22 protein-coding genes and 3 tRNA genes are annotated in these 24264 nt (G+C 49.0%); 15 read left to right on the plus strand and 10 right to left on the minus strand.

All coding sequences use genetic code 11. The features are described 5' to 3' along the window. Positions 1–31: 31 nt before the first annotated feature. Genes L1278_RS09745 through L1278_RS09755 form a run of 3 tightly spaced genes read right to left on the minus strand, consistent with a single transcriptional unit; the run spans position 32 to position 2629 of the window. Positions 32–640, minus strand: a complete 609-nt coding sequence (locus L1278_RS09745) for a TetR/AcrR family transcriptional regulator (protein WP_253403285.1) — start codon at positions 638–640, stop codon at positions 32–34. Positions 641–692: 52 nt separating this feature from the next. Beyond that, a complete protein-coding gene (locus L1278_RS09750; RefSeq protein WP_253403287.1) occupies positions 693–1661 on the minus strand; it encodes an aerotolerance protein in 969 nt (322 codons plus the stop codon). Then, on the minus strand, positions 1658–2629 hold the full coding sequence (locus tag L1278_RS09755) for a VWA domain-containing protein (RefSeq protein ID WP_253403289.1): 972 nt from the start codon (positions 2627–2629) through the stop codon (positions 1658–1660). Before L1278_RS09755 ends, L1278_RS09750 begins: the two co-directional genes overlap by 4 nt. Before the next feature lie 320 nt (positions 2630–2949). Between L1278_RS09755 and L1278_RS09760 the strand changes: the two genes are divergently transcribed. From L1278_RS09760 to L1278_RS09770, 3 genes are all read left to right on the plus strand, one after another. Then, positions 2950–3036 (plus strand) — tRNA-Ser (locus L1278_RS09760). A gap of 114 nt (positions 3037–3150) precedes the next feature. Beyond that, a tRNA-Pro gene (locus L1278_RS09765) sits at positions 3151–3224 on the plus strand. A gap of 71 nt (positions 3225–3295) precedes the next feature. Next, positions 3296–3369 (plus strand) — tRNA-Arg (locus tag L1278_RS09770). A 221-nt stretch (positions 3370–3590) separates the two neighbouring features. Here the strand turns inward: L1278_RS09770 and pbpC are convergent. Then, positions 3591–5939 (minus strand): penicillin-binding protein 1C, encoded by a 2349-nt coding sequence (gene pbpC, locus L1278_RS09775; protein ID WP_253403291.1) that lies wholly within the window; start codon positions 5937–5939, stop codon positions 3591–3593. 37 nt (positions 5940–5976) lie between these two features. On the opposite strand from pbpC, the gene L1278_RS09780 reads away from it, so the two are divergent. Continuing rightward, a complete protein-coding gene (locus tag L1278_RS09780; RefSeq protein WP_371927341.1) occupies positions 5977–6303 on the plus strand; it encodes a GIY-YIG nuclease family protein in 327 nt (108 codons plus the stop codon). 126 nt (positions 6304–6429) lie between these two features. On the opposite strand, the gene L1278_RS09785 is transcribed toward L1278_RS09780, so the two are convergent. Next, the gene (locus L1278_RS09785) at positions 6430–11865 is read right to left on the minus strand and encodes an alpha-2-macroglobulin (protein WP_253403293.1); all 5436 of its coding nucleotides are present in this window, start codon (positions 11863–11865) and stop codon (positions 6430–6432) included. Between the two features lie 422 nt (positions 11866–12287). Between L1278_RS09785 and L1278_RS09790 the strand changes: the two genes are divergently transcribed. From L1278_RS09790 to L1278_RS09830, 9 genes are all read left to right on the plus strand, one after another. Beyond that, positions 12288–12677, plus strand: coding sequence for a hypothetical protein (locus tag L1278_RS09790; RefSeq protein ID WP_253403295.1), 390 nt, complete (start codon positions 12288–12290; stop codon positions 12675–12677). Positions 12678–12767: 90 nt separating this feature from the next. Further along, positions 12768–13253 carry a hypothetical protein gene (locus L1278_RS09795; RefSeq protein WP_253403297.1) on the plus strand — a complete coding sequence of 162 codons (486 nt, stop codon included), beginning with the start codon at positions 12768–12770 and terminating at the stop codon, positions 13251–13253. Positions 13254–13414: 161 nt separating this feature from the next. Continuing rightward, complete coding sequence (locus L1278_RS09800) at positions 13415–13744, plus strand: methyltransferase domain-containing protein (protein ID WP_253403299.1); 330 nt, start codon at positions 13415–13417, stop codon at positions 13742–13744. Beyond that, complete coding sequence (locus L1278_RS09805) at positions 13745–13996, plus strand: hypothetical protein (RefSeq protein WP_253403301.1); 252 nt, start codon at positions 13745–13747, stop codon at positions 13994–13996. A gap of 31 nt (positions 13997–14027) precedes the next feature. Continuing rightward, positions 14028–14624 carry a trans-aconitate 2-methyltransferase gene (locus tag L1278_RS09810; protein WP_253403303.1) on the plus strand — a complete coding sequence of 199 codons (597 nt, stop codon included), beginning with the start codon at positions 14028–14030 and terminating at the stop codon, positions 14622–14624. Between the two features lie 20 nt (positions 14625–14644). Beyond that, a complete protein-coding gene (gene arr / locus L1278_RS09815) occupies positions 14645–15091 on the plus strand; it encodes an NAD(+)--rifampin ADP-ribosyltransferase (protein ID WP_253403305.1) in 447 nt (148 codons plus the stop codon). Between the two features lie 296 nt (positions 15092–15387). Further along, a complete protein-coding gene (locus L1278_RS09820; RefSeq protein ID WP_253403307.1) occupies positions 15388–17208 on the plus strand; it encodes a site-specific DNA-methyltransferase in 1821 nt (606 codons plus the stop codon). 134 nt (positions 17209–17342) lie between these two features. Beyond that, on the plus strand, positions 17343–17537 hold the full coding sequence (locus L1278_RS09825; protein WP_253403309.1) for a hypothetical protein: 195 nt from the start codon (positions 17343–17345) through the stop codon (positions 17535–17537). A gap of 586 nt (positions 17538–18123) precedes the next feature. Beyond that, a complete protein-coding gene (locus L1278_RS09830) occupies positions 18124–18630 on the plus strand; it encodes a phosphoheptose isomerase (RefSeq protein WP_253403311.1) in 507 nt (168 codons plus the stop codon). A 77-nt stretch (positions 18631–18707) separates the two neighbouring features. Here the strand turns inward: L1278_RS09830 and L1278_RS09835 are convergent, their stop codons facing one another. The 5 genes from L1278_RS09835 to L1278_RS09855 all read right to left on the minus strand — a co-directional run bounded on the left by L1278_RS09835 (position 18708) and on the right by L1278_RS09855 (position 21087). Next, positions 18708–19133 carry a cytochrome c gene (locus L1278_RS09835; RefSeq protein ID WP_253403313.1) on the minus strand — a complete coding sequence of 142 codons (426 nt, stop codon included), beginning with the start codon at positions 19131–19133 and terminating at the stop codon, positions 18708–18710. Then, entirely contained in the window at positions 19117–19803 is a 687-nt protein-coding gene (locus L1278_RS09840) for an SCO family protein (protein ID WP_253403315.1), read from the minus strand. The genes L1278_RS09835 and L1278_RS09840 overlap by 17 nt, the downstream gene beginning before the upstream one ends. Beyond that, positions 19790–20218: a hypothetical protein gene (locus L1278_RS09845; RefSeq protein ID WP_253403317.1), complete on the minus strand. Its 429-nt coding sequence runs from the start codon at positions 20216–20218 to the stop codon at positions 19790–19792. Before L1278_RS09845 ends, L1278_RS09840 begins: the two co-directional genes overlap by 14 nt. Before the next feature lie 89 nt (positions 20219–20307). Continuing rightward, positions 20308–20595 carry a hypothetical protein gene (locus L1278_RS09850; RefSeq protein ID WP_253403319.1) on the minus strand — a complete coding sequence of 96 codons (288 nt, stop codon included), beginning with the start codon at positions 20593–20595 and terminating at the stop codon, positions 20308–20310. Positions 20596–20757: 162 nt separating this feature from the next. Continuing rightward, on the minus strand, positions 20758–21087 hold the full coding sequence (locus L1278_RS09855) for a DMT family protein (protein ID WP_220624721.1): 330 nt from the start codon (positions 21085–21087) through the stop codon (positions 20758–20760). Between the two features lie 444 nt (positions 21088–21531). Here L1278_RS09855 and gyrB point away from each other — a divergent pair, with 444 nt between their 5' ends. Together gyrB and L1278_RS09865 are read left to right on the plus strand one after the other, a co-directional pair. Further along, positions 21532–23490 carry a DNA topoisomerase (ATP-hydrolyzing) subunit B gene (gyrB, locus tag L1278_RS09860; protein WP_253403353.1) on the plus strand — a complete coding sequence of 653 codons (1959 nt, stop codon included), beginning with the start codon at positions 21532–21534 and terminating at the stop codon, positions 23488–23490. A gap of 216 nt (positions 23491–23706) precedes the next feature. Further along, positions 23707–24141 (plus strand): hypothetical protein, encoded by a 435-nt coding sequence (locus L1278_RS09865; RefSeq protein ID WP_253403321.1) that lies wholly within the window; start codon positions 23707–23709, stop codon positions 24139–24141. Positions 24142–24264 lie beyond the last annotated feature (123 nt).

The following is a 24264-nucleotide window of genomic DNA, read 5'->3' on the forward strand; positions in this document are numbered from 1 at the left end:
GACCGATCGGTTTATTTAAGGTTAAAAAAAATTAGGTTAATAATTCAGACTCAAGCATGTGCTCCAACTGAGAAATAACCGTGTTGAGGTATTTGTTATCGCCGTAGGCTTTTGAAACCATCACACCGCCTTCAATCATGCTCACAAACAGAATAGAAAACCTCTGTGCGTCCGCTTCCGGTCTGAACTCACCACTCGCTATACCTTGCAGTACAATATTGGCGACGGCCTTATGAAGCCGGTTAAGCACTTTAACAACACTTGCCCGCAGCAGCGGATTGGTATCATCAGCTTCTACGGACGTGTTCAAAACAGGGCAACCCCCTTGAACAGGAGGCGAAAAAAGGTAGGTTCTATAAAACTGCAGAATAGCTTGCAGCTTATCCGAAGCGCTTTCCTTACTTGCTATTCGCTCCCCAATCATACGGGTAATGATGCCGGACGCATGTTCAAAAGCAGCCAGGGCAATTTCCTCTTTGCTCTCAAAATGACCATAAATTCCTCCTTTCGTCAGTCCGGTGGCAGCCATAATGTCCTGCATAGACGTGCCGGCAAAGCCCTTCTGGTTGAAGAGGGGAGCTGACTGCGTTATAATAAGCTGGCGTGTGCGTTCTGATTTAGATAAGGCTGTATCCATCATGCTTTTGAATACGCGAAATAAACCAATCGGTTTTTAATTTCCAAACAAGTGTTTACCAATCCGGTTTGGTAGGGTCAGGTTTTCGAGTCGCTTTTTTGGGTAATTGCTGGATATACTGTTGTTCTGCACTACGCATGGCTTCCAGCATCAAACGGGCTTTTTCGGGGTTGATGTTGTGCTGTTGCAGCCGGTTGTTTCTGGTCTGTGCCCGTTGTTCTGCATCAGAAAGCGGTTCTGCGCTTCGGCTCCGCTCCGGCCGTTTCGGGTCGAAGTTGCTCTCGGGGTTCATGCCTTGCGTCTCACCGGGTTCCTGACCGCTGATCTCCTGTTTCTCAGCCGACTTGCCATTTTCCTTTCCATCCTGCTCCTGACCAGCTCCTCCCTGCTCTTGCTGTTGCCCCTGGTCATCTTGCTCGGCTTTATCTACTTCGGCCTCCTGGTCGCCTTCGCTGTCGGGGTTTTTACGGGGCTGTTCCACCTGCTCTTCCTCTTCGGGTTTCTGTTGCTGCGGTTTCGGTTGGTTTTGGGCCGCTTGCTGATCGGCAGGCAAGACCTCGTCTTCTTCATCGGCCTGGGCCAGTTCAGGACGCTCTTCCAGTAGTTTTTGAATCAGCTCGAAGTTATACCTGGCCGCTTCATTGCCCGGCTCCACGATCAGCGTTTGGCGAAAGTAGGAGAGGGCCTGCTTGTACTTTTTGCTTTGCGCGGAAATAGCCCCCAGCTGTAGAAGCGAAACCGCTTTGATGTGGCGGGTGGCATGGTTGGCCAGCAAGGTATACTGCTGCTGCGCTTTCTGTAGCTCACCTATCCGGAAATAAGCATGCCCCAGGTTAAGCCGTACCTGGTCATCCTGCACATCGAGGTCTTCGAGCAGATATTCGTAGGAGGCCACAGCTTCAATGTAATTTCCGCGCTTATAAGCCGCCGCAGCCAGGTCTGCGTGTTCGTTCATGAGCGAGATAGAGCGCAGCCCCCCCGACAGAAACTCGATAAACAGTATAACCGCCACGAATGCCTTCATATCCTGATCAGTTTAACGGTGATAAGTAGATCAAGCAGGATGAGGACCAGGGCCAGGGCCAGTGGGTATATGTATTTGTTAGCGGTTACATCAATGGTTTTGCTTTCGCGCAGTTCCCCTTCTATGTTGTTGATGGCGTTGATGAGGCGGCTCACTTCGCTGATGCGGCCATTTACCTCGAAGTATTCGCCTTCTGTCGCATCTGCCAGCTGCTCCAGTCCCTCAGGGTGCAGACGCGTAACGACAGGATTGCCCTCCGGATCCTTTTTATAAGAAGCACCAACCGGAATCTGCGTACCGTCTGTGGTGCCGATGCCCAGAGCAAATACCCGTATGTTTTGTTCGCGTAGCCTGTCAGCCCAGTCGGAGGTTCGACCTCCGAAATCTTCTCCGTCACTGATGAGCACCAGAATGCGGGCCTTTTGCTCACTTGCCCCCGGCGAAGCGGCTTGCCCGAATTTTTGGGATACAAGCTCCAGCACAGGTATAAAACTGGTTCCGCCATGTGGCAGCAGACCCGTGCGCAAGGTTTGGGTATAGAGCGTGAGTGCTTGCTGGTCGTAGGTAAGAGGACTTTGCAGATAAGCTTCCGAATCGAATACGATCAGTCCGATTCGGTCGGAATTGAAGCGGCTGATCAATCGTATGATATCACGTTTGGACCGTTCCAGGCGGGAGGGTTGCACATCGTTGGCATCCATAGAGGCCGAAAGGTCCACGGCGATGTAGATGTCCTTGCCGATCGTTTTGATCTCTTTTTTCATGGCTCCAAAAGAGGGCCCGAGGATGGCAATGATGAGCAGGACCACATAGGCGTGTCGCAGCACGAACTTCACCCAGACACCATGCGGGCGCTGCCCAAAAAAAGCCGATACCCTCTGTACCCGCCACAGATACCCGATGTACAGCCCCAGGAAGAGGATGCCGAACAGGATTTCGAGCAGTGTTAGCGTTTGGTACCAGGTCATGTTGAGCAGAATCAGGCAATTGCCCGATGACAAATATAAGAAAGGAAAGCCAATGTACAGGACTTTTGCGTGGCGCAGAAAGCAGATACAGGTATAGGTGGCGGAGCAGATGCCGTGTGGCGTAGTGAAAAGAGGGTGTCAGGTTAAATTATTTAAAAAAAATCTGGCATCAGAAAGCTAAATAGAATCAGGTAGTTAGTTTTAGAAAAGGGAGTTTAGAGGTATACCAGGCGGGTTTATTTGCTAAAATTTTGGGGTATGCTATTGTGTGAGCAAATTTAATGTAGTATGTTTGCAATCTCTTCAGCAGGGAGAGACCCGGAGGGGTGGGTGAGTGGCTTAAACCAGCAGTTTGCTAAACTGCCGTACTGGAAACGGTACCGGGGGTTCGAATCCCCCCTCCTCCGCAAGCGGAAAAAATAAATTGAAAATGTTTTGACAATTTAAATTCTTCGCTTACTTTTGCACCGCGTTCAACATTAACGGCGACACAATCGCTGACCGGAGTTGGAAGCATAGTTCGGGGTGTAGCGTAGCCCGGTATCGCGCCACATTTGGGATGTGGAGGTCGTAGGTTCGAATCCTGCCACCCCGACTTAAAAAATTTCGGAAGCAATTCCGAAATTTTTTGTTTAAGGGTAGAGCTAACGCTCTCCTAAGGACGCTGGTCTCGTAGCTCAGCTGGATAGAGCAACTGCCTTCTAAGCAGTAGGTCTTTGGTTCGAATCCAAACGGGATCACTTTCACACAACGCCAGATCGTCAAAAACGGTCTGGCGTTGTTGTTTTCGGGCTTTTTGACACTTTTGCACCATTCCGTATCAGCGTTAGATATCTCCTTTTATGCGCATCCGGGGCACACCGCAGAAAAGCCATAATCACAACCCTTTTTTACCTCCACAACAAAGCTTACAACAAAGGCGAACGCCTGCTCTACGTGTAAATACGCCTGAGCGGTATACCTACAGAAACCTCACAGTGATATAACTGTCCGTGTTCCTTCCCCGGTCATCGGTGCAGGAAATCTTATACCTGCCGGACTTTTGTGGCTCAAAAAAAACCTTCTCGTTAGCGGGTGTGGCACGTAGAAATTTATCGTTGATATACCAGTATACTTGCTTAACTTCGTTGTGCGTGTTGCTGTGCAGCATCAGTTGCTGGCGTTCTTCCTGCTCAAGCAGATACTCCATACCTGCAGCCGGCGAGGTGATAACCGGAGCGTGCTCTTTAAAGATGCGGCGGCAACTGGGGTTGTGTGCCGGAATCTGCTGGTAAGGTATGCGCTCCGCATCGTAAAAGGTGAGTAGCTCCGGCGCATGGTTAGGGTACAACTGTTGCACAAAACCTGTTGGTGGCAGGCAGCTGGTGCAGTAGCTATACCGCTTGTCTCCGGACACGGTAATGTTTTTCAGGTGGCTGCACTTTTGCGTGGACGAGATGCCGGGTATAAAGTTATCCAGTACCTGATTTTTGCAGAAGCTGTTAACGGGGCTGCCGCTCTCTGCGCAAACCACTCTTAAACCAATGTCTTTAGGTTGTTGAAACCACCCGTCAGTGGAGTTATAATCGATGCTGTTGAAGATGTCGAAAAGCAGGGGAGTGGCCGAGTCGGTGCCGTTTAGTTCGGGTACGCCCTCGCCGGAGAAATTGCCCACCCACACGCCTACTGTATACTTTTTGTTGTAGCCGATGCTCCAGGCATCTTTACGGCCATAAGAGGTGCCGGTCTTCCAGGCGATCTTGGGCAGGTTCGGACTGTTGTGCGCATTGTGCGGCAGATCAGGGCGGGTGAGCTGCGTCAGAATTTGGCCCACCATGTAAGCCGATGCTGGCGAAAGCAGCTGCGTTTCCGCTTGCGTGGTATCCTGTTGCAGCCACTTAACAGGGCTATACTTCCCTTGGTTAGCCAAAGCGGCGTAAAACAAGGTCAGCTCTTCCAGTTTTACATCACATCCTCCCAGAATCAGGGAAAGGCCGAGCTGGTGGTCCATCTGCTTCATCTGCGAAAATTCTGCCTGCTTCAGCTTCTGCACAAAAGCATCCACACCCACCAGGTCAAGTACTTTTACGGCGGGCACGTTGAGCGAAGTGGCTAGGGCATGTTCTATGGTGACGTTACCATTGTAGTTGCCAAAGTAGTTCTGCGGGCGATACCCGGCATAATCCACGGGCACATCGGTGATGATGGTTTTCGGGGTGAGCGTACCTTTGTCGAAAGCGGTGGCATACAGGAACGGCTTTAAAGTACTTCCCGGCGAGCGAACTGCCCGAATGCCATCTACCTGCCCGTGGTGCGCAAAATCGTTAAAATCGGCAGAACCCAGGTAGGCCTCTACCGCTCTTGTTTGGTTGTTGATGACCAGTACCGCCGCGTTGTGGATGTTCAGGTGGCGAAGCCGCTGCATGTAGTTGTAGGCCAGTTGCTCCACTTTTTCCTGTACCTGCCGGTTCAGCGTGGTTTTAATGATGGCCTGATTCTTATACCTGCGGAACATGCGGTAAGCAAAGTGCGGTGCTACTTTCGGAGCATCCAGACGACGTGCTTCCAGCGGCTCCAGCAAAGCGTCTTCTATCTCCGAAGCCGGAAAAGCCTGTTGCGCCTGGTAATAGCGCAGCCACTTATTACGGAAGTCAACTATTCGCTCGTTCTGCTCACCGATCCGCAGCGAGGAAGGTTTGTTCGGAATAACCGTCAGCGTAACCGCCTGCGCCAAGCTCAGCTGCCTGGGCGACTGTTGAAAGTATAAAACAGAGGCAGCCTTTACACCTTCGATGTTCCCACCAAAAGGTACCAGGTTCAGGTATAGCTGCAGGATCTCGTCTTTGCTGTAGTACCACTCCAGTTGCAGTGCCCGGAACATCTCCATCAACTTGTTAGCATAGGTGCGCTGCTGGGGGTATAGCAGACGAGCCACCTGCATGGTAATGGTAGAAGCGCCGGAGGTTTTCTTATATTGAAAGATATTGTTGGTTAAGGCGCGCGTTATCGCAAAGGGATTAATGCCCGGGTGATAATAAAAGTATTTGTCCTCCTTCAGTAACACCGCTTTTTTGAGGACAGGATTTATTTCGTCCGGCTCCAGCTGCATCCGCCACTTATCATCCCGGCTCAAAAAAGCATTGATCACGCTGCCATCCGAAGCAGTGATAACGGGGGAGTAGGAGATGTTTATTTTGAGTGGGTAGAGGTAGTTAAGTATAACTAAGGTAAGGCAAAGCGTCAGCACAAAGTATAAAGTATACTTCAGCAAGGGCCTACTATACTTTAGCAGCCGCTGGCTTGGTTTATACTTTGGTTGTTGTGCTTGCATCTTGGGTTATGAATTTATTCGGATTACTTTTTGTAGTTTGAAAAATGAATTACTACTGATGATATTTCACAATTACTTTGTATACATTTTAACCAATCCGAAGAAAACTACTTTATACATCGGCATAACCAATGATATTGTCCGTAGACTGGAAGAGCATTGTGAAAATGCAGGTAATCCTGCAACATTTGCCGGAAAGTACTTTTGCCATCTCCTGATGTATTACGAACGCTTCAGCTCAGTTGAACATGCCATAGCGCGTGAAAAAGAGTTAAAGAAGTGGAGTCGGGATAAGAAAGACGCTTTGATTAATAGCACCAATCCTCATTGGTTTCCGCTTAATATAGAAGTCCAGGAGTATTGACCTCCAATTTTATCATTTTTCCCTCTTTGTCATTTCGAACGCAGAGAGAAATCTGGATCATTTCATGACCTCAAAATATTTCAGATTTCTCTCTGCGTTCGAAATGACAACACTGCTAGGACAATACTATTTTACAGTAACAACCCCACCCCCTGAATAACTATGATACTCCGCATTATACATGGCGTCTGCCCCAATTGGTCCTAACTGGAATGTACCCTTTGATACCGCGCGCACCTGATAGAAAAAGTACTGCTGCTCGGGTTTTGCGGTAGCGTACAGATTGATCCTGTCGTCCCTAATATCAATGTGGTCCGGGGTGGCGGGTTTTTGGGCTTCTATCCAGCCAAACTCGCGGGCAGTCATCAGGCGTGGGTTTTCTATTTCGAAACCGGCGGGTAGCATGTCGGTAATGGCGATGTTCGGCATACTTCTGCCATCCAGCGACTGCAGTTCCACACGCACCACCACCAGGTCATTTTGCCGGAACGTGTTGTTGGTGATCTCCCGGCCGTTGCGGTCGAAGAAGGTTTTGCGCACTTGCAGGTAATTGTCTTCGCGCTTCACATATCCGCTCTGGCTGATGCCTTCCAGTTCCCAGAAATAGTATAAAGAGCCTGTTCCCTTACCCCGAATGCTGATCGGGTCGCTGCCGATGTTGTTGGTCAGCGTCAGGTCCTTGCCTGAGAAAGTACCGATTTGTTTGTCATTTTGGTATACCTGCGCTGTCTGGTCGCCCTGGTTTCTGCTCGAAAGCTTGCCTAAAGCCATCAGCGCAAAAGCACGTTCCTGGGTGTTATACCAGCGTTTGGAGCGCAGTTCATCCGATAAGTGCCTTGCCATCGTTCCAACCTGCGGATTATCCGGGTCAGCTTCCAGCAAACTGTTCAGCGAGATTGCCATGTCGCGGATCGGGGAGTAAAAGCTGCCGCCGAGGGCACGCACTGAAGTTTCGCCGGAGAAGGAGCGGGGCAGGATCTGGTTGAAGCTCTCGCGACTGCCGTTCAGGGCGTAAGTACTGGCCAGCATATACCTTGCATCAATCGACAGCAATTCAGGTTTGGCTTTGTAGTAGTTCATCGTGGACCAATCTACCTTGCCAGCTATACCTAGCACGTACAGCGAATAGGTGGTTTCGCGGGCTGCGATGTACTTGCTCTGCACCTGGCGACTGGCGTCGTAATAGCTGTATTCTTCCATGGCCTTGGCTTTTACTTTTTGCTGCAGATAGCGCAGGGCTTTATCGAGCACCTCCTGCGTTACCGGGAAGCCAGCTTTTTTGGCTTCCAGCAAGAAGTGCGTGGCATAGGTGCTGCTCCACCAGTCGGTGTAGGTGGCGCCGGGCCAGTAGGTAAAGCCGCCGTCGTACTGCTGCATCAGCTCAATTTTGTTGATAGCCTCCTGCACCAGGTAATTCGGGTTAAAGGTGCGGCTCTTCTGGTCCTGGTTCAGCGAACGGGCCAGGTCGGTGTAGTATAAAAGCGGGAAAGCCGTGGAAGTGGTTTGCTCCAGGCAACCGTGCGGGTAGCGCAGCAGGAAGGTAATGTCGTCGGTGAACTGCGCCAGCGGCGAACGACTCAGCACGAGCTTAGCCGACACAGACGAAGGTATAAAATCGTTAGCCAGCTTGATGTTGGCCGTGGCGCCATCTTTTACACTGCCGGCCTCAGTTACTTTGGTAAGTGGAGCGATGGGGCGAACCGTGATGTCGGTATTGCTGGCAAAAGTCTCGTTAAGGGCATTGACCGCTACTTTCACTGTAGCCTGACCTATGGCAGGCGTAGCCACTAGTTTATAAGTCACCTGCGCCTCGGCGTTCGGATTTATACCTGCTGATTTCCGGGTTTCGCCAACTATACGCAAAGGGCCTGTCACCGAAATAGTGCTGGCGGCTGTGGCTTTGGTAGTGGTGGTATTGCTCAGCGTTACCGGCACCAATATCGTATCGCGCGGACTCACAAAACGGGGGAGAGCCGTACTGATCACCACCGGATCCGAAACACGCATCATCTTTTCAGAAGAACCGAAAGCATTGTCCTTATACGCCACGGCCATAATGCGGACTGCGCCCGAAAATTCAGGTATACGCACGTTTACTGTAGCCTCGCCGTTGGCATTTGCTTTTAACTGCCCGCTCCACAACGACACCAGTTTTACCCGTTTGTTGGTGAGCGGATTGATGCGTTTGGCCAGATCGTAGCCGTCGCCACCGGTGCTGGAGCGCGCGCCCAACTCCGGGAACAGGTAGGGGTACAGGTCGTAGCCGGCAACTTCCAGCGCGCGTTTTTGATAGAAGAAGCCATGTGGGTCGGGTGTCTGGTAATCCTTAATTTGCAGGATGCCTTCGTCTACCACAGCCAGCGTAACTTCTGCGTTCGGAGCAGTTTTCACCTTAACCTGCTGCACCTTACTGGAGCGGGAAGTTTCAGGAGCAAGTATAGCAACAGCCAGCTGCGTACTTTTCCTGGTGACCGCTAAAGGTTTAAATCCTCGAGCAATGGTCAGTGGCATCTGGTTATCTTTTACCTGGCGAAGCGCAATGGCGGTGATGTAAGCCGTTGGCAGGTGCTCGTCCTTGATCGGCAGCGTAAGCGAGGCGGCTTTTTTGTCGGTTTTGAGGTAGTAATAGCTGAGCACTTTGTTCTGCTCGACGGTTACCAATATCTTGCCTGCAAACGGCGATTTGAACAGCACTTTCGCTTCGTCACCTACTTCGTATTTTTCCTTGTCCAGCGAAATGTCTACTTCGCCTTCCGTGTTCACGGCAAAGGAGGTGCTTTCGGTATCGCCCCAGCCGTAGGCATAGAATTCCTGCGCCACATAGTTGTGGGCACCCGGCCGCATTACGCGTATTTCGTATTGGCCGGAAGAAACAGGCGTGAAATTGAACGTAGCTCCGGTGGCAGGTATATTGATGTTCTGGCTGACGATGACGTTCTCTTTGCGCTGCGATTTATAGTTGTATTCGTCGCTTCTCCGCTCAATCACCGACTCGTAGGTATAGCGCACCAGTTGCACGCGGGCTGTGGTATTAATGGGACTTCCTGCACGGTTAAGCGCGATTAGCGGGATGTTCATGGCGCGGCGGGTGCTCACGTAATCATCAAAGTTTTTGATGCCGAAGAAGGCCTGTTGTGTGCTCACGTCAAACTTGTTGAGGCGGTTTACCGGGCGACCTGTCTCATCAAAAACCGTGGTATGGAGCGACCCATCCAGCAAGCCGATATCCTGGAAGTTCTCCAGCTCAAATACCTCTTGTCCTTTGCCCTGCGCATCGGTTTGGCCCTGTCGGGTGCTGGTCTGGATGTTGATGGAGCCGGAGGTATGGATGTCGAAGGTATAATCGGGATAGCGTTTGGCTTCAAAAATTTTCTTTTTGAGGCTGAGCTGCGTTTCGTAATTACGGTTGGCAGCCGGCGGACCGAACAGGTTTTGCGCGGTCAGGTTAAGGATTAATTTCTCGCCGGCGTTATAAGTCTCCTTGTTCAGGACAGCTGTTACTTTCAGGCGGTCGGGCATAAACTCTTCCACACCAATTTTTTTCGCGTTGAGCAGCACGTCGTTGCCCGAGTATACTTCTAAGGTATAGGTACCCGTCACAGCGGCGCCGTTCAGTATAAAGCTGGTTTCGCTGGCACCCTGCTTGTTGAGTTTGCCTTTGGTGCTGCGGTATTCTTTGCCGTTAGGCAGTAGCAGTTTTACTTTGATGGGAAGTCCGGCCACTGTTTTCCAGTCCGGCGTGCGCACCACGGTGTTGACATGGATGGTGTCGCCGGGGCGGTAGAGGTCGCGGTCGCCGTAGATAAAAGCATCGTAGTTAAGTTCGTTCAGGCGTTTGCCGCCCACCTCAAAGCGGGAAGTGTTCACCTGCGTCTGGCTGTAAGGCATGTAATTGAAATCATCGCCTTTGCGGGCTGTGATCATACCGATCTTAAAATCCGGGGTTGTCTGGCTGGTGTTGCTGAAACGGGCGACGCCATCTTTGTCAGTAGTGGCTTTGTGCACCACCTGGTTGTTCGTGCTGATGAAGTGAATTTCCACACCGTCCATCGTAGTCGCCTCGCGGATAGAGTTGGCAAACACCACCACTTCGTCCTTGCCCTGTTTGGCAATCAAACCAATATCCGAAACCGACACAATCTTGGAATCCTTCAGCCAGTTTTTGTCGGTGCTGGCCACGGTGATCACATACAACCCTTTAAACTGACTGTCGAAATCGAGGTCGTGCAGGTTGAGGTTGAGCAGATAAGAACTGCCTTGCTTGCGCAGGCTTTCAGTGCTGTACTCGCGCTCGAATAGCGTGTTGCCGTTGTTCTCGTTTACATCGTAGTAGGAGCTGGAGTAGTATTCTTCCGTGGCTTCGTCGTAGTAGCCGTCGTACATTTTGCCCTCCCGCAGGTAGTGCAGAATGTTATTTTCGTATACCTTGCTGATGCTCACTTTAATGCGCGGCACCTGGTTCAGGTTAAGGGCAATGTTGCGGGCGCCCTGGCTGCTGAGGTAAATGCTTTTGGCGTTGGCGAAACTGATGCCGGGCTGTGTGTCGGCAAAAGTAACGCTGTGCCGGTACGGCAGGCCCATTGGTTTGCCTTCCATACCTGCCAGGTCGCCGGAGAGGGTCAGGGTATAGGTGCTGCTCTGGTTGAAATTGCCCTTCAGCACCAGGCCGTTTTGCAGGCGCTCCACGGTATACTCACGGCGCGGGCTTACCTCTATTAAGTTGCCGATGTTGCTGTTGGTGACAGGTTGTGTGGTGAGAATGTAAATGCGCTCCTGACCTTCTTCCAAAGCGGTAGTTACTTCTGTCACCATCATGCGCTGGCGACTGGGCAGCAAAATGTCACGCTCGATGGTCTGGTCGGTTTGGTTGGTGCTGCCGGCCACGCTCAGGCCTTTGGCTATACTGAGGCGTAAAGGGATTTCTTTCTCCTGCTGCCCCTCTACATTCTTTACCCGGATGGTGATGTTGTCGCGGTTGCCGCTGGTTAATTCTATGGGCAATTCTTTGGTGCCGGCGTATACTTTTAAATGCTCCCGCAACTCCTGAAAAAGCACCGGATAGTTAAAGTCGAGTAGCAGGCTGGCCTCCAGTTGGTTTGGGCTGTTCTCGTTTGCCACCCAGTAGCTTTTGACCTGCTGCAGCTTGAGGTAGGGGGTATGGAAGGTGATTCCCTGTCCGGCAGGTATAGTATACTTCTCCGCCGCGTGGCGGAGCAGGTTTTCGGTTAGTTCTGCTTTGTAATTGGTTGTCGGGGCGAAAGGCTTGTCCGGCGAAAAAACCAGTTCGTTCGGGGCGGTCCACTTATACTTTCCGGCCACTTTCGGCGTGAGGCTCAGGTATGGAATCGTGTCCCACTGATTCAGGAGCGAATCACCGACTAAATCTTTATCGAAGGTGAACACCAGGTTCTGCTCCCGGGCTATTTCCTGCTCAAAATTCTTGCCTTTCAGCCGTAGTTCGTCGCTGTTGCCGCGGCAGCTGAAGAAGCAAAGTATGCACAGCAGCAAACTGATTTTGAGTAGATGTTGAAGCGGAGCGGGATGAACTTGTTTTATATTCATAGTAGGGGTTGGGAAAGCGGTTAACACGCCGTATATGATTTACGATGTTGGATGCCGGCATGCTGGTTTTTTTACCTTAAAGCAGGTATAAATCTTTCCCTGAAAAGCAGGTATAAGCGTGCCTTTTTCCATCGGACAATATAGTGATTTTCTGTCTCACTTATACCTGAGCAGCATCTTGCTCCTGCGCTATACCTGCTATTGCTCTTCACGAGAAAGGCATTGTGCCTGAGAAGGAATTAAATGCACAAGTCCCCTGGATTATTGAGGGAGTAAGGTATATATTAGCTGAGGAAAATATAAAGGGTTGAAGTGTTTATAAATGGTAAGCCTGGAGCTGAAGTATGGGAACCTATACCTTTGCACATAGTGACAATAAGGGTATGTTCACGCCTTCGTAGTAGTTGGGCAAAAGTTAGATTATGAGAAAACGCATCAAAATTATATTAATGATTTCTATTGCAGTGATGGCTATAGTTGTTTTCTTAATTTATAACAGCTTACAATTGATGGCTATAGAAGATCATTATGGAGACTTACAGGACGTTTATTATAAAACCGAAACAGGTGATTTGATTATAGGTAATGGTAAGAGAGCAGGATTTATAAAAAAACTTGAAAATAGAATTTATGTAGACGATAATGGTTGCCTTAAAGAATTGTATAATTGGGTAAATCAAGAACAGCAGCCAGTAAAGTTCAGCATCTACAGACCAGAAATTACAGAGAGCTTTATAAATCAACCAACTTTTGGCGAACCTAATAACCTGATTCAAAAACAGAAGCTAAAACCTATTATCAGCAGTAACTAAAGAAAACCTTAGCCCAACACAATACATCCTCAACCCTCGCTAACGCCTCAGGCTCTGCATACACCCGTCCGTCAGGCAAAATATAAAAAAATGAATCTTCAAGAAGTCAGAAGTAAAATTTTAGAAAAGCTATTAAGATTTGACTTTCTAATGGACGGAAAAGAAAATGAAGAGGATGCTGGCCCCATACAACTAATATTCACGGATGGTACCGTTCTTGAAATTGACTTGGTTCCAGATGGAGAATCTGTCGAATATAAATGGAAGATAAAAGAAGAAGAAAAAGAATCTGGTTGGTTCAAAATTGATTTAACTGATAAAAAACCATTCATCCAGTTACGAGATATGAAAATACTGGACTATGACGAATTGCTTTTCGGGACGATTGAAGGTTGGCAAGAATCTATAGTTATTGCTGGAATAGGTTTTCAATTTGAAAATGGCATGTCTTTGATCTATTACAATGCTGGCGACTTTGCAAAGGTTTATATAAATGAAATGCCGCCCGCTTTCGATGGACAGTTCAAATTAGTTTGGAAGAACGGTAAGTTTCAAGATATAAAGACTGGAAATTAAAAAATACATTACCTAACCCTGCACAGGCACTTTACTCCGCTTCGCCCATCAGTTGCACAAATCCGTTAATCCTAATTGAAGAAAAATATCCTCTTATTTTGAATAACAGGAAATATTATGGCAGAATTCTGGGAGTCTAGCTTTAAAGATAAAAAGACGATGTGGGGGGTGAACCTGCAGATTCCGCCATTGCAACCCTCAAGTTATTTAGAGAGAACAGGCTTCATAAAATCTTAATACCTGGGTTTGGTTACGGCCGAAATGCAAAAATCTTCACCGATGCCGGATTCAAGGTAACTGGAATAGAGATTTCAGAAACTGCCATTAAACTGGCACAAAAACACTACAAAGATGATGTAAAAGTACATCATGGCTCTGTTAATGCGATGCCGTTTGACCAGGAGGTATACGATGGGATTTTCTGTTACGCTTTGATCCACCTGTTAAGTACAGATGAGCGGATTAAGTTGATACAAAATTGTTACAACTAATTGAAGCCTGATGGATACATGGTTTTTGTGGCAGTATCAAAAAATGATGCTATGTATGGGGATGAAAAAGAAGTAAGCAAGGATAGATTTGAAACGAAGCACGGTGTGGAGCTATTCTTCTATGATTCAGATGCTGTAGAAAATGAATTTGGCAGGTATGGGTTAATTGAAGCGAAAGAGATAGATGAACCTGCCAAAAATATAGGAAACAGATCCTCACAAAAATTCTGGCTTATAACCTGCAGAAAATAAGAAAAATATAATGCCAGTGGCTTATATAGGAATGAATTCCTCCCAATTAGCCAAAAGCTACGACAAAATTGCTGCGCAATGGAATGCCAATATGATGGGATCTGATTATGGCATCTCCATGATCGAGCGGGCTATACAATACTGCACTGCAAAGAGAACTGCTTTGGATGTAGGATGCGGTACCGGTGGGCGCATTACAAAGAAGCTTCTGGAGAACGGTTTCGACTTGACCGGCATCGATGTTTCGGAAGGTATGCTGGCTTTGGCTAGGCAAAATCATCCGGAAGTAAGATTTGAAAAAGCCGATATCACTGAATGGGAAACAGAAGACAAGTTTGATCTGATTGTCGCTTGGGACAGTATTTTTCACCTGCCGCTTGAGTTTCAGAAGCCCGTAGTCGAGAAGCTCTGCCGATACTTAAATCCGCAGGGCATCATGGTGTATACTTTTGGCGATGCAGAAGGAGCACATGAAGATACCTGGCTCGGCGAGAAGTTCGGTTACAGTTCCATTGGGATAGACGCGAATCTAAAAATATTGGCCGAGTGCAACTGCCAGGGCAGACACCTGGAATTGGACCAGTACCCGCTAAATCACGTATCGGTGATAGCAAGAAAAAGCAATTGAGCACATACACAATAAGGGCAATGGAACAGAATAGCAGCGTGGTTAAACCTAGTGAGACCACTAACGATCTGAACACACAGTCATACTACCACGGCACCAAGGCCAATTTGAAAAATGGCGACCTGATTGCGCCTGGCTATAGCTCAAATTATGGTAAGCGCAAGAAGGCGAACTTTGTCTATCTGACTGCCACTCTGGATGCCGCTATCTGGGGCGCTGAACTGGCGCAGGGCGAAGGTGCCGGCAGAATTTACATCGTGGAACCGACAGGTCCGATTGAAGACGACCCCAATCTGACAGACAAGAAATTCCCCGGCAATCCAACGAAGTCTTACCGGACCCGGCATCCGCTCCGCGTTACAGGCGAGGTGACCGAATGGCAGGGACATGCGCCGGAGCAGCTCCAGGCCATGAAAGACCACCTGGCACGACTGAAGGAGCAGGGGATTGAGGCGATCGAGGATTGAGCCGGCTTATTATACCTCTGCTTCCTTATTTAAGTCATATTATATCGCAACAGGACTTGCTTTTTATGATTTCACTTTAATCTAGAATTTTCTTCCTCCCTTATCTCCTTTATTCGCTATATTCAACTTTTGCCAGGGTATAGCAGCTTAATCCTGTTCCAGTTTATTTTCCTCGGAACAATGTATAGGGCCTACGGCATAGTACAACCCGGATACTATTCTACTTACGAAAGAGTACAGTTCGTAGGGCTTCAACGTGTGTTTATTTAAAATACAGATTAACAGAAGTTTTGACCATGAACAGCGAGTCCTTACACAACCAGGAAGAACTGCTTCAAAAGCTGAAGGAGATCATACCGGCTGCCTTTACCGAAAACAAGCTGAACACGCGGCACTTGAGGGAACTGCTGGGTGACCGGGTGCACACAGGTCCGGAGGTATACCAACTTTCCTGGTCTGGCAAAGCGGATGCCTACAAACAACTCCAAACGCCTGTAACCAATACACTTATACCTGTGCCCGATGCGTCCGTTAACTGGCAGCATACGCAGCATGTGTTCATTGAAGGGGACAACCTCCAGGTGCTGAAAGTGCTGCAGAAAGCCTATCATAGCAAGGTAAAAGGCATCTACATTGACCCACCCTACAACACCGGCTCCGACAGCTTCATTTACTCCGACAACTTTGTTGGAAAAACAGGCTGTTCTCAGGCTAACCGAAAGCAAAACGGCCATTCCAATTGGCTCAGCATGATGCTTACCAGATTGCTCCTGGCCCGCCAACTGCTCCGAGAAGACGGTATCATTTTCGTGAGCATCGATGATAATGAACTGGCTAATCTCAAACTGGTGATGGACGAGGTGTTCGGGGAAGAAAACTTCATCGATTACTTCTCGTGGGCAAAATCCGAGACGCCGGCCAACTTGTCCAGAAAGAGCAAAAAAGTAGTGGAGTATGTGCTCTGCTACCAGAAAAACAAGAACCCCGAAAAATTTAAGGGAATCAGGAAAAACAGCACGAGTTCCAACGGGCTGCTCAACCAGATGAATAAACCAGGCACGCTCACATTTCCGGCTGATGTGGTCACTACCCGTTTGAAGGACGGTTTGCTGCAGAAAGGCAGCTACGGGACCGACAGGTATGCCATCGAGCTGCTGAACGATACTGAGGTGAAAAACGGACTGTTTGTGAAGCCTTTTGTGCTGAAGGCTAAGTTCAAGTGGTCGCAGCCTAAATTGGACATGGAGATAAGCAAGGGCACAAAAATCAGTATACCTACGAGCAAGCTGAGCCCTTCGTATGAAAAACTGGTATACGATAAAGAGGTGCCGCCAAACCTGATCAATTCAAAAGTCGGGGTGGGTACAAACGAAAATGCAAGTACCGAACTCGAAAGCCTCTTTGGAGCGAAAGTGTTTGATTTTCCGAAACCGCCCAGTCTGATCAAGTACCTGCTTGGCTTTTCTGATGATCCGGATGGCATCTTTCTGGACTTTTTTGCCGGTTCGGGAGCCACTGCGCAGGCCGTGCTCGAAATGAACCAACAGGATGGCGGCAACCGGAAGTATGTCTGCGTGCAGCTTGACGAGCAGATCGCCCCAACCACCAAAGCCTATCAACAGGGTTTCAGAACCATTTCCGAGATCACCAGAAAACGCCTGCTCTTGCTGCATGACAAACTGCAAACACAGCAGAAAGGTGCTTCGGCCATCGATACGGGCTTCAGGTATTTTAAACTGGCCCCATCTAATTTTGGTGGATGGCGCGGAGATGATAACCGGGATGAAAGTGCGAAGCAATTCACACGCCTTACACGGTCAGAAAAGGATCGGGCATACCGGGAGTATAGGCTTTGGGAGCTGCTGCTTAAGTCAGGTATACCTTTGTATGCAGCTATAAACGAGGTGCCGGTCGGAGATACGGTGCTGTATGAAGTCGTGCATAAAGGACTGCTGTATGGGTTGGATACGGTCTCCGAAGAGGTCCTTAGAAAAGCGATCGAACTGAAGCCCAAGGCCTTTATCTGTCCGGATGCGCTGTTCCAATTGAACGAAACCGATAAGACCAATTTACAACTAACCTTGCAGGACTTTAGTATTGACTTTAAATCAATCTGATGAACAGCAGTGCTCGTGCAATATTTCGATTTTGACACAAACCTCAAAATAGACAGACAGTATGCGGCAGATATGGTCCGCAATGGCCTGTACTTACAGAGAAAGAGTGCCTTGATAAAGGCGTATTGGGGTGTATGGGCGAATATGCCTTAGAACATTGGCTCAAGTCGCGGGGCTATACCTACCAGGTCGATCGTGCGGGTTACGAAAACAGGAATTCGGATGCGTTTGATTTTTTGGTAGCCAGCACCAAAATAGATGTAAAAGTTGCAAAGAAATCTATCGACAGGCTACCAAATGACAACTGTACCCACGGTTATCCGCAGTAGCAGAAACCGGCTTCCAAAGATTGCGTGATTGAGGGCTGGGTGGATTTCGCGCTAAAGTCGGTAGGGTTTTACGGTTGGATAGCTGGCCGGGAAATTAGCAAATTTCCAGTGGTCATTAAAAACGCCTATGCCGGTTATAGTTACCGGACGCCCAACCATGAGTTAAAGTGGGATGCCTTGGATAAAATTTCGAGTGTTTCTTCCAGGGTGGTTTAGCTAGTATGGAAGTTTAACACCAACCAAAACTGCCAGCTCAGGTATAAGTTGCCGCCCTTGAAGCAGGGCCGTTTCATTCCAGGAAAACTTGCACAGAAATCACTTTCATTCTGTAAAGAAATTTAGTGGCAGAGTGGTAAAACTCCCGCGACTGGCCCACAAGATCCTTTCAGGATGTCAAAAAAAGCAAAATGAAACGGCCATAACCTCAAGGGGAGATATACCAGCATAAAAAGGCCCTACTCGCAGTGCAACCTTGGTATCTGGAGAATTTTACTAAATTTGCCCTACACCTCAACAGGAGGCAAGAATCTTCCGTTAGCCTATACCTGCACGTATAATGCTATCACCCTTAAAGACCGAACAGAACATGACATCCGAGACAACTGATAAAGCAGCCCTTTTCTCAGAAGTAGAAAAGCAACTGAAGCAACAGCAATTTAACATCAGCAACCAGGACCAGACTCGTCCCTGGGGCGGATTTTTTGTGATTGACGAAACGCAGGCGCAGGACTTTGCCAATGCCTATTTCGATAGTATGCCGGTTGATCAGCTGAAGATATCGGGTAAGTTGAGCCCGAAAATATTGCTGGTGGCACCGCAAAAGCGACTCAGCTGGCAGTACCACCACCGACGCGCCGAGATCTGGAAAGTGGTGAAAGGAGCCGTAGGTGTGGTGACCAGCGACACAGACGAAGAAGGCGAGCTGAAAGTGCTTAACCCCGGCGATCTGATCACGCTGCGCCAGGGTGAGCGCCATCGCCTGGTAGGCCTGGATGATTGGGGTGTGCTGGCCGAAATCTGGCAACACACCGATTCCGCCAACCCATCAAACGAAGACGATATTGTGCGGGTACAGGACGACTTCGGAAGATAATCTTACGCAACCCTCAAGGTATAAAAAAGGCGCTGTAGCATAACTGCAGCGCCTTTTCTGTTAATCTGGTTTTTAGTTTAATGCTCCAACAAGTGCCGGCATTTAAAGAGTTGCTTTTCCACTTCCTGTATAGAGTAGCGCGGATTGTTGTTGCCAAAGTTGGTTTGCACGTAATTGAGGATGTTGGTGATCTGCCCAGCATCGAGGTGCTCAAAACCCGGCATGCCCTGATTGTAGTTCTTACCATTCACCACAATATTGCCCGTTTGCCCGTGCTGAATGATACATGCCAGGTCATCGCGGTGGTTCTCCAGGTAATCGGCGCCAGCCAGGGGCGGAATCAGGTTGCGGAGGCCGCTACCGTCGTCCATGTGGCAATTAGCGCAATACTGAGTATAGAGCTGCTCTCCTTCGTTTTGCTTATCTGAGTAGAAGCATCGGGTCAGGGTGAGCAGGGCGACTATACTTGCCGTGTAGAGCAGAAATTTAGTTTTTACCAGCATCCTTCTTTTTCTTTTTAGGCAGCAGAGTCGGTATATCGCGGAGCAACCGGTCGACCTGAGCGGGGTCGGTTCCGTCGTAGATGCCGCGCACATGGCGGTTCTGGTCTACAAGCACAAAGGCGCCGCTGTGTACAAATCCGCCTGGCTCTTCTTCATCCTCCATCGCCGACACCATATACTGTAGGGCAATGCTGTAGATACTGTCTTTTTCACCGGTTACAAATTGCCACTTATCGCTGTTCACCTGCAGGCGGTCGGCGTAGTCGCGCAGCACAGCCACCGTGTCGTGTTTCGGGTCGATGGTGTGGGAAAGGAGCATCACGCGCGGGTCATCTTCAAAAGCCTCGTAAATGCGCAGCATCTGGCTCTTCATTTTAGGGCAGATGGTGGGGCAGGTGGTAAAGAAAAAATCAGTAACGTATACCTTGTCCTGCACGGTGAGGCTGGTCACCACCTGGCTGTCCTGGTTGATGAAAGCGAAGTCAGGTATTCGGTGGTAAACGGTGTCGGTTACCTGCTGGCCATTCACTTCGCGCTGCACCAGTTGGCGCTCGCCCAGGTAGGGCAGGCCGCCGGCTTGTTCGGCAGGAGAGGAGCAGGACTGCCAGGCAACTGCCGAAAGGCCAAGCAGGGCAGCGGATAGGTATAGGCGGAAGTTATTTATGATCATGCTGGGTATAGGTTTTTTGGGCGTTGGCAATGGTGCTGTCCATGAGTGTTTTCACGCGGGTCATTTTCTCGTGTTCTTGCTGCAGGTATAGCATGGCCTGCTGGTGGGCCAGCGTGTCGGGTGATTTGTACTGACGCATCCATTCCATCATGGCTTCATCAGCCTGTTCCAGTTCCTGTATACGGCGCGTGAGCAGGCTGATGGTGGCAGTGTCGGATGACTGCGCCTGCAGGGTGTCGCGGAGGCTGGTGAGGTTGCGGCGCATGCGGTAAATTCTGCTCATATCGGCCATTGCTTCGTCGTGCAGGTCCATTACCTCTGTTTCCAGCGTCTGCTGGCGGTCTTCTTCACTGGCGCCTCCCTGGCACGCGATCAGGGTGAAGGGCAGGCTCAGGTATAACAACCACTTTTTCATGATAGGTATAGGTTTCTTAAAATCAGCGCTGACTACTTCTGTGCTGTGCAGCTTTTGCAAAGATACGGGTATAGCTGCAAAGGTATAGCTTACTTGTCCAATTGTAAACAGAAGTACATTTCACTTAAGGTATAACTCGCAAGCTCTGATGCGATAGCCGCCTTATAATGCGCCTCGTCTTTAACCCAGTCATACAATTTGGGTAAAACGAGGGCAAACCGATCTATCAACCGATACACCAGTTCCAGGTTTACTTCCTGCTGAAGATGAAGGCCCTCGAACAAATGCAAATATGCCACACGATCACCAGCCAGAATCAGGCAATCTCCCCACACGGGACAGTACACCTCATCACCTGACTTAAAGTAAATCGACATCGCTCCGATCGTCTTCCCGTGGGCAGTGAGAGCTCTGATCCCCGCCTCGATATCCCGAGGCTTCCAGCAGATTTCATCCGGCCGCAAGGGATCGGAAAAGCCCTTTGCAACAACTCAGGATCAAGAAAGCTATACCTTGTCATACGCCAGCGAACAATTCAACTACCACTTCTTAAATACAAAGAAAACGGCCAGCAGAATGAAGATGAACCCGACGATGTAATTCCATTTGACTTCTTCTTTCAGGTATAGCACCGAGAAGGCCACAAACACCACGAGCGTAATCACTTCCTGTATCGTCTTGAGCTGAAAGGCCGTGAACTGTCCGTGCCCGATCCGGTTGGCCGGCACCTGGAACAAATACTCGAAGAAGGCGATGAACCAGCTGACCAGAATCACCTTCCAGAGCACGGTGTCTTTGAACTTGAGATGACCATACCAGGCGAAGGTCATGAAGATGTTGGAGATAAGGAGAAGAATGATCGTTTTCATATCCGAAATTTAACATAAGACACCTGGATGGCAACGAAAATTTTCAGCAACCTTCGCAATCCCGGAACAGTATGTTCGTTTACAACACGATGCAATGCCTGACTGAGCTATGAAAAAAACCGGGACGGCCTTCGTGCCGCTCCTAAGGGCGAAGTAGAACTTGAGTGGGTAGAAGTATCTGCACTATTTTGCCAATATAATTTGCATTCGACCTTAGCAGAAAGACTGCCTCCACAAGAGGTGGTCTTTTTGTATTTTTATGGTATAAGTGTTTGTACAACAGGCACTAATGGTGTATTTATTTTGTTTAAATGAAGGCACGTTCGGCTCGGGTAACACACTACCCGACGGGTGCGCAGCAATCGGTGTAAATACTGTCCCGAAAGCATAGTTAAAACGAAATAATTTGGTAATTTTACCTATTCAATCTACCCAATGACACAAATGAGTGAAGTAGAAGAAAAACAATTGCATAACAATTATTCAGCAGATAGTATTCAGGTACTGGAAGGGCTCGAGGCCGTACGCAAGCGTCCTGCCATGTACATCGGCGACATTGGTATCAAAGGCCTGCACCACCTGGTATGGGAGGTTGTAGACAACTCCATTGACGAGGCCCTGGCCGGTCATTGCGATACCATCAATGTGACCATAAATACAGACAACTCCGTTACGGTTTCGGACAACGGCCGTGGTATACCAACCGACTTCCACCAGAAAGAAGGCCGTTCGGCCCTGGAGGTGGTAATGACCGTGCTGCACGCCGGTGGTAAGTTTGACAAAGACACCTACAAGGTTTCAGGTGGTCTGCACGGCGTAGGTGTATCCTGCGTTAACGCACTCTCGACCGACATGCACGTAACCGTGCACCGCAACGGCAAGGTGTTCGAGCAGCATTATAACATTGGCGCTCCTGCCTACCCGGTGCGCGAGATTGGCACGACCGACAAAACCGGTACCACCGTGCAGTTTAAGCCGGATGATTCGATCTTTACGACCACAGAGTACAAGTACGATACCATTGCCAGCCGTCTGCGCGAACTCTCTTTCCTGAACAAGGGCATCCGCATTAACCTGACGGACCTGCGTGAACTTGGCGAAGACGGACAGCCTCTTTCTGAATCGTTCTACTCAGAAGGCGGTTTGAGGGAGTTTGTAGCTTACCTGGACGAGACGCGTGAGAACCTGATTCCGGAGCCGATCTATATCGAAAGCGAGAAAAACGGTGTGCCAGTAGAAATTGCGCTGCAGTACAACACGTCGTATTCTGAGAACATCTTCTCGTATGTAAACAACATCAACACCATAGAGGGTGGTACGCACGTAGGTGGTTTCCGCCGCGCCCTTACCCGTACCCTGAAGGCCTATGCCGACAAGTCAGGTATGCTGGACAAGGTGAAGATCGAGATTGCTGGTGATGACTTCCGCGAAGGCCTGACTGCCGTAATCTCAGTGAAAGTGCAGGAGCCGCAGTTTGAAGGACAGACTAAAACCAAACTCGGCAACTCCGACGTGGGCGGAGCTGTAGATACTGCTGTAGGCGAAATGCTGAACGAGTTCCTGGAAGAGAATCCGAAGGAAGCCCGCATCATCGTGCAGAAAGTGATTCTAGCCGCGCAGGCCCGTAACGCAGCCCGCAAGGCTCGCGAAATGGTGCAGCGTAAGAACGTTCTCTCCAGCACCAGTTTGCCAGGTAAACTAGCCGACTGCTCTGACAATAATCCGGAGAACTGCGAGATATACCTGGTGGAAGGTGACTCAGCGGGAGGATCTGCCAAGCAGGGCCGTAACCGTATGTTCCAGGCGATTCTGCCACTTCGTGGTAAGATCCTGAACGTGGAGAAAGCACAGGAGCACCGCATTTACGAGAGCGAGGAGATCAAGAACATGATCACGGCGCTGGGCGTGAGCTTCGGAACGTCAGAAGGCGAGAAAGCGCTGAACATGGACAAGCTTCGCTACCACCGCATCATCATCATGACGGATGCGGACGTAGACGGATCGCACATCCGTACACTGATTCTGACCTTCTTCTTCCGCTACATGAGAGAGCTGATCGAGAGAGGATACATTTACATTGCCCTGCCGCCGCTATACCTGGTGAAGAAAGGCAAAGAGGAGCGCTACTGCTGGAGTGAGCAGGACCGTCTCGAGGCTATTGCCGAAATGGGCAAGGGCAAGGATGATAGCGTAGGTGTGCAGCGTTACAAAGGTCTTGGTGAGATGAATCCGGAGCAGCTCTGGAACACAACCATGGACCCGGAAACACGAAGCCTGAAGCGCGTAACGATCGAGTCAGCCGCCGAGGCCGACCACCTGTTCTCGATGCTGATGGGCGACGAGGTAGGTCCTCGCCGCGACTTCATCGAGCGCAACGCCAAGTACGCCCGTGTAGACGTGTAATCGTAGAAGATAATCATATTTTAAATGCGGCTGTTCTCGAAAGAGGGCAGCCGCTTTTTCTTTTGTATTTTAGGAAAGGTATAGGCGAATTGTGTACATTAGAAGATGAGTTTATGAGTGTAGGATGGAGCTTCCGTTACAAGCGGCAGTACTCCACACATAGTGCAGATAGTGGGAGTACGTACTCCTGCTAGCTGGTAGTTGGCGGTAAACAAAATGACAAAAAATAAACTAATAATGTTGAAGGCTGTAGAGTTGCTTCTTATCGGAGCATATATGGTCGGTTTTCAGTGGGTTACTTTTATGTATATCCTTGGAGGTTTATACCAGCCTATTATTGCATTTGGAACTAGGAATTTTGTTCCATTTGAGTTGTTTGTAATTGGATTAACTGCACTTGTGGTAGGATTGATAATATTTAAGATAAAACAGCATCAGTTTGGAATGCTGGTTCTTCAAAACATTGCTACCATTATCTTAGCTGTACCTTTATTCATTTTCATAATGTTAGTCTTTAAAGTTGAAGTGAATTACCAGCATAACTTTACTTTGCCGAACACCTTAGTGTTTGTGTTAACATTTTTAACGGCATCCATTAACGATTGGAAGAAAGGCAGAATGTCTGCCGCCAACAAGACCTATAGTGCATAAACGCACCATAGCAAAACCGTTATAGTGTATTCCCCCTATATTAACTATTGATTACTCCCGCTAACGTTGCTGCGTATCTATCTTGTATCCCTTGCAAGACCGGTTTCTAATTGACGCTTTAAA

This window comes from Pontibacter sp. HSC-36F09, assembly GCF_024171605.1.
Taxonomy (GTDB): domain Bacteria; phylum Bacteroidota; class Bacteroidia; order Cytophagales; family Hymenobacteraceae; genus Pontibacter.

What these genes read in the sequence shown, in the direction of transcription:
- L1278_RS09745 (WP_253403285.1), bottom strand. Translation starts at nt 640, where the DNA reads ATGATGGATACAGCCTTATCTAAATCAGAACGCACACGCCAGCTTATT.
- L1278_RS09750 (WP_253403287.1), bottom strand. Translation starts at nt 1,661, where the DNA reads ATGAAGGCATTCGTGGCGGTTATACTGTTTATCGAGTTTCTGTCGGGG.
- L1278_RS09755 (WP_253403289.1), bottom strand. Translation starts at nt 2,629, where the DNA reads ATGACCTGGTACCAAACGCTAACACTGCTCGAAATCCTGTTCGGCATC.
- pbpC (WP_253403291.1), bottom strand. Translation starts at nt 5,939, where the DNA reads ATGCAAGCACAACAACCAAAGTATAAACCAAGCCAGCGGCTGCTAAAG.
- L1278_RS09785 (WP_253403293.1), bottom strand. Translation starts at nt 11,865, where the DNA reads ATGAATATAAAACAAGTTCATCCCGCTCCGCTTCAACATCTACTCAAA.
- L1278_RS09790 (WP_253403295.1), top strand. Translation starts at nt 12,288, where the DNA reads ATGAGAAAACGCATCAAAATTATATTAATGATTTCTATTGCAGTGATG.
- L1278_RS09795 (WP_253403297.1), top strand. Translation starts at nt 12,768, where the DNA reads ATGAATCTTCAAGAAGTCAGAAGTAAAATTTTAGAAAAGCTATTAAGA.
- L1278_RS09810 (WP_253403303.1), top strand. Translation starts at nt 14,028, where the DNA reads ATGAATTCCTCCCAATTAGCCAAAAGCTACGACAAAATTGCTGCGCAA.
- arr (WP_253403305.1), top strand. Translation starts at nt 14,645, where the DNA reads ATGGAACAGAATAGCAGCGTGGTTAAACCTAGTGAGACCACTAACGAT.
- L1278_RS09820 (WP_253403307.1), top strand. Translation starts at nt 15,388, where the DNA reads ATGAACAGCGAGTCCTTACACAACCAGGAAGAACTGCTTCAAAAGCTG.
- L1278_RS09825 (WP_253403309.1), top strand. Translation starts at nt 17,343, where the DNA reads ATGGGCGAATATGCCTTAGAACATTGGCTCAAGTCGCGGGGCTATACC.
- L1278_RS09830 (WP_253403311.1), top strand. Translation starts at nt 18,124, where the DNA reads ATGACATCCGAGACAACTGATAAAGCAGCCCTTTTCTCAGAAGTAGAA.
- L1278_RS09835 (WP_253403313.1), bottom strand. Translation starts at nt 19,133, where the DNA reads ATGCTGGTAAAAACTAAATTTCTGCTCTACACGGCAAGTATAGTCGCC.
- L1278_RS09840 (WP_253403315.1), bottom strand. Translation starts at nt 19,803, where the DNA reads ATGATCATAAATAACTTCCGCCTATACCTATCCGCTGCCCTGCTTGGC.
- L1278_RS09845 (WP_253403317.1), bottom strand. Translation starts at nt 20,218, where the DNA reads ATGAAAAAGTGGTTGTTATACCTGAGCCTGCCCTTCACCCTGATCGCG.
- L1278_RS09850 (WP_253403319.1), bottom strand. Translation starts at nt 20,595, where the DNA reads ATGTCGATTTACTTTAAGTCAGGTGATGAGGTGTACTGTCCCGTGTGG.
- L1278_RS09855 (WP_220624721.1), bottom strand. Translation starts at nt 21,087, where the DNA reads ATGAAAACGATCATTCTTCTCCTTATCTCCAACATCTTCATGACCTTC.
- gyrB (WP_253403353.1), top strand. Translation starts at nt 21,532, where the DNA reads ATGAGTGAAGTAGAAGAAAAACAATTGCATAACAATTATTCAGCAGAT.
- L1278_RS09865 (WP_253403321.1), top strand. Translation starts at nt 23,707, where the DNA reads ATGACAAAAAATAAACTAATAATGTTGAAGGCTGTAGAGTTGCTTCTT.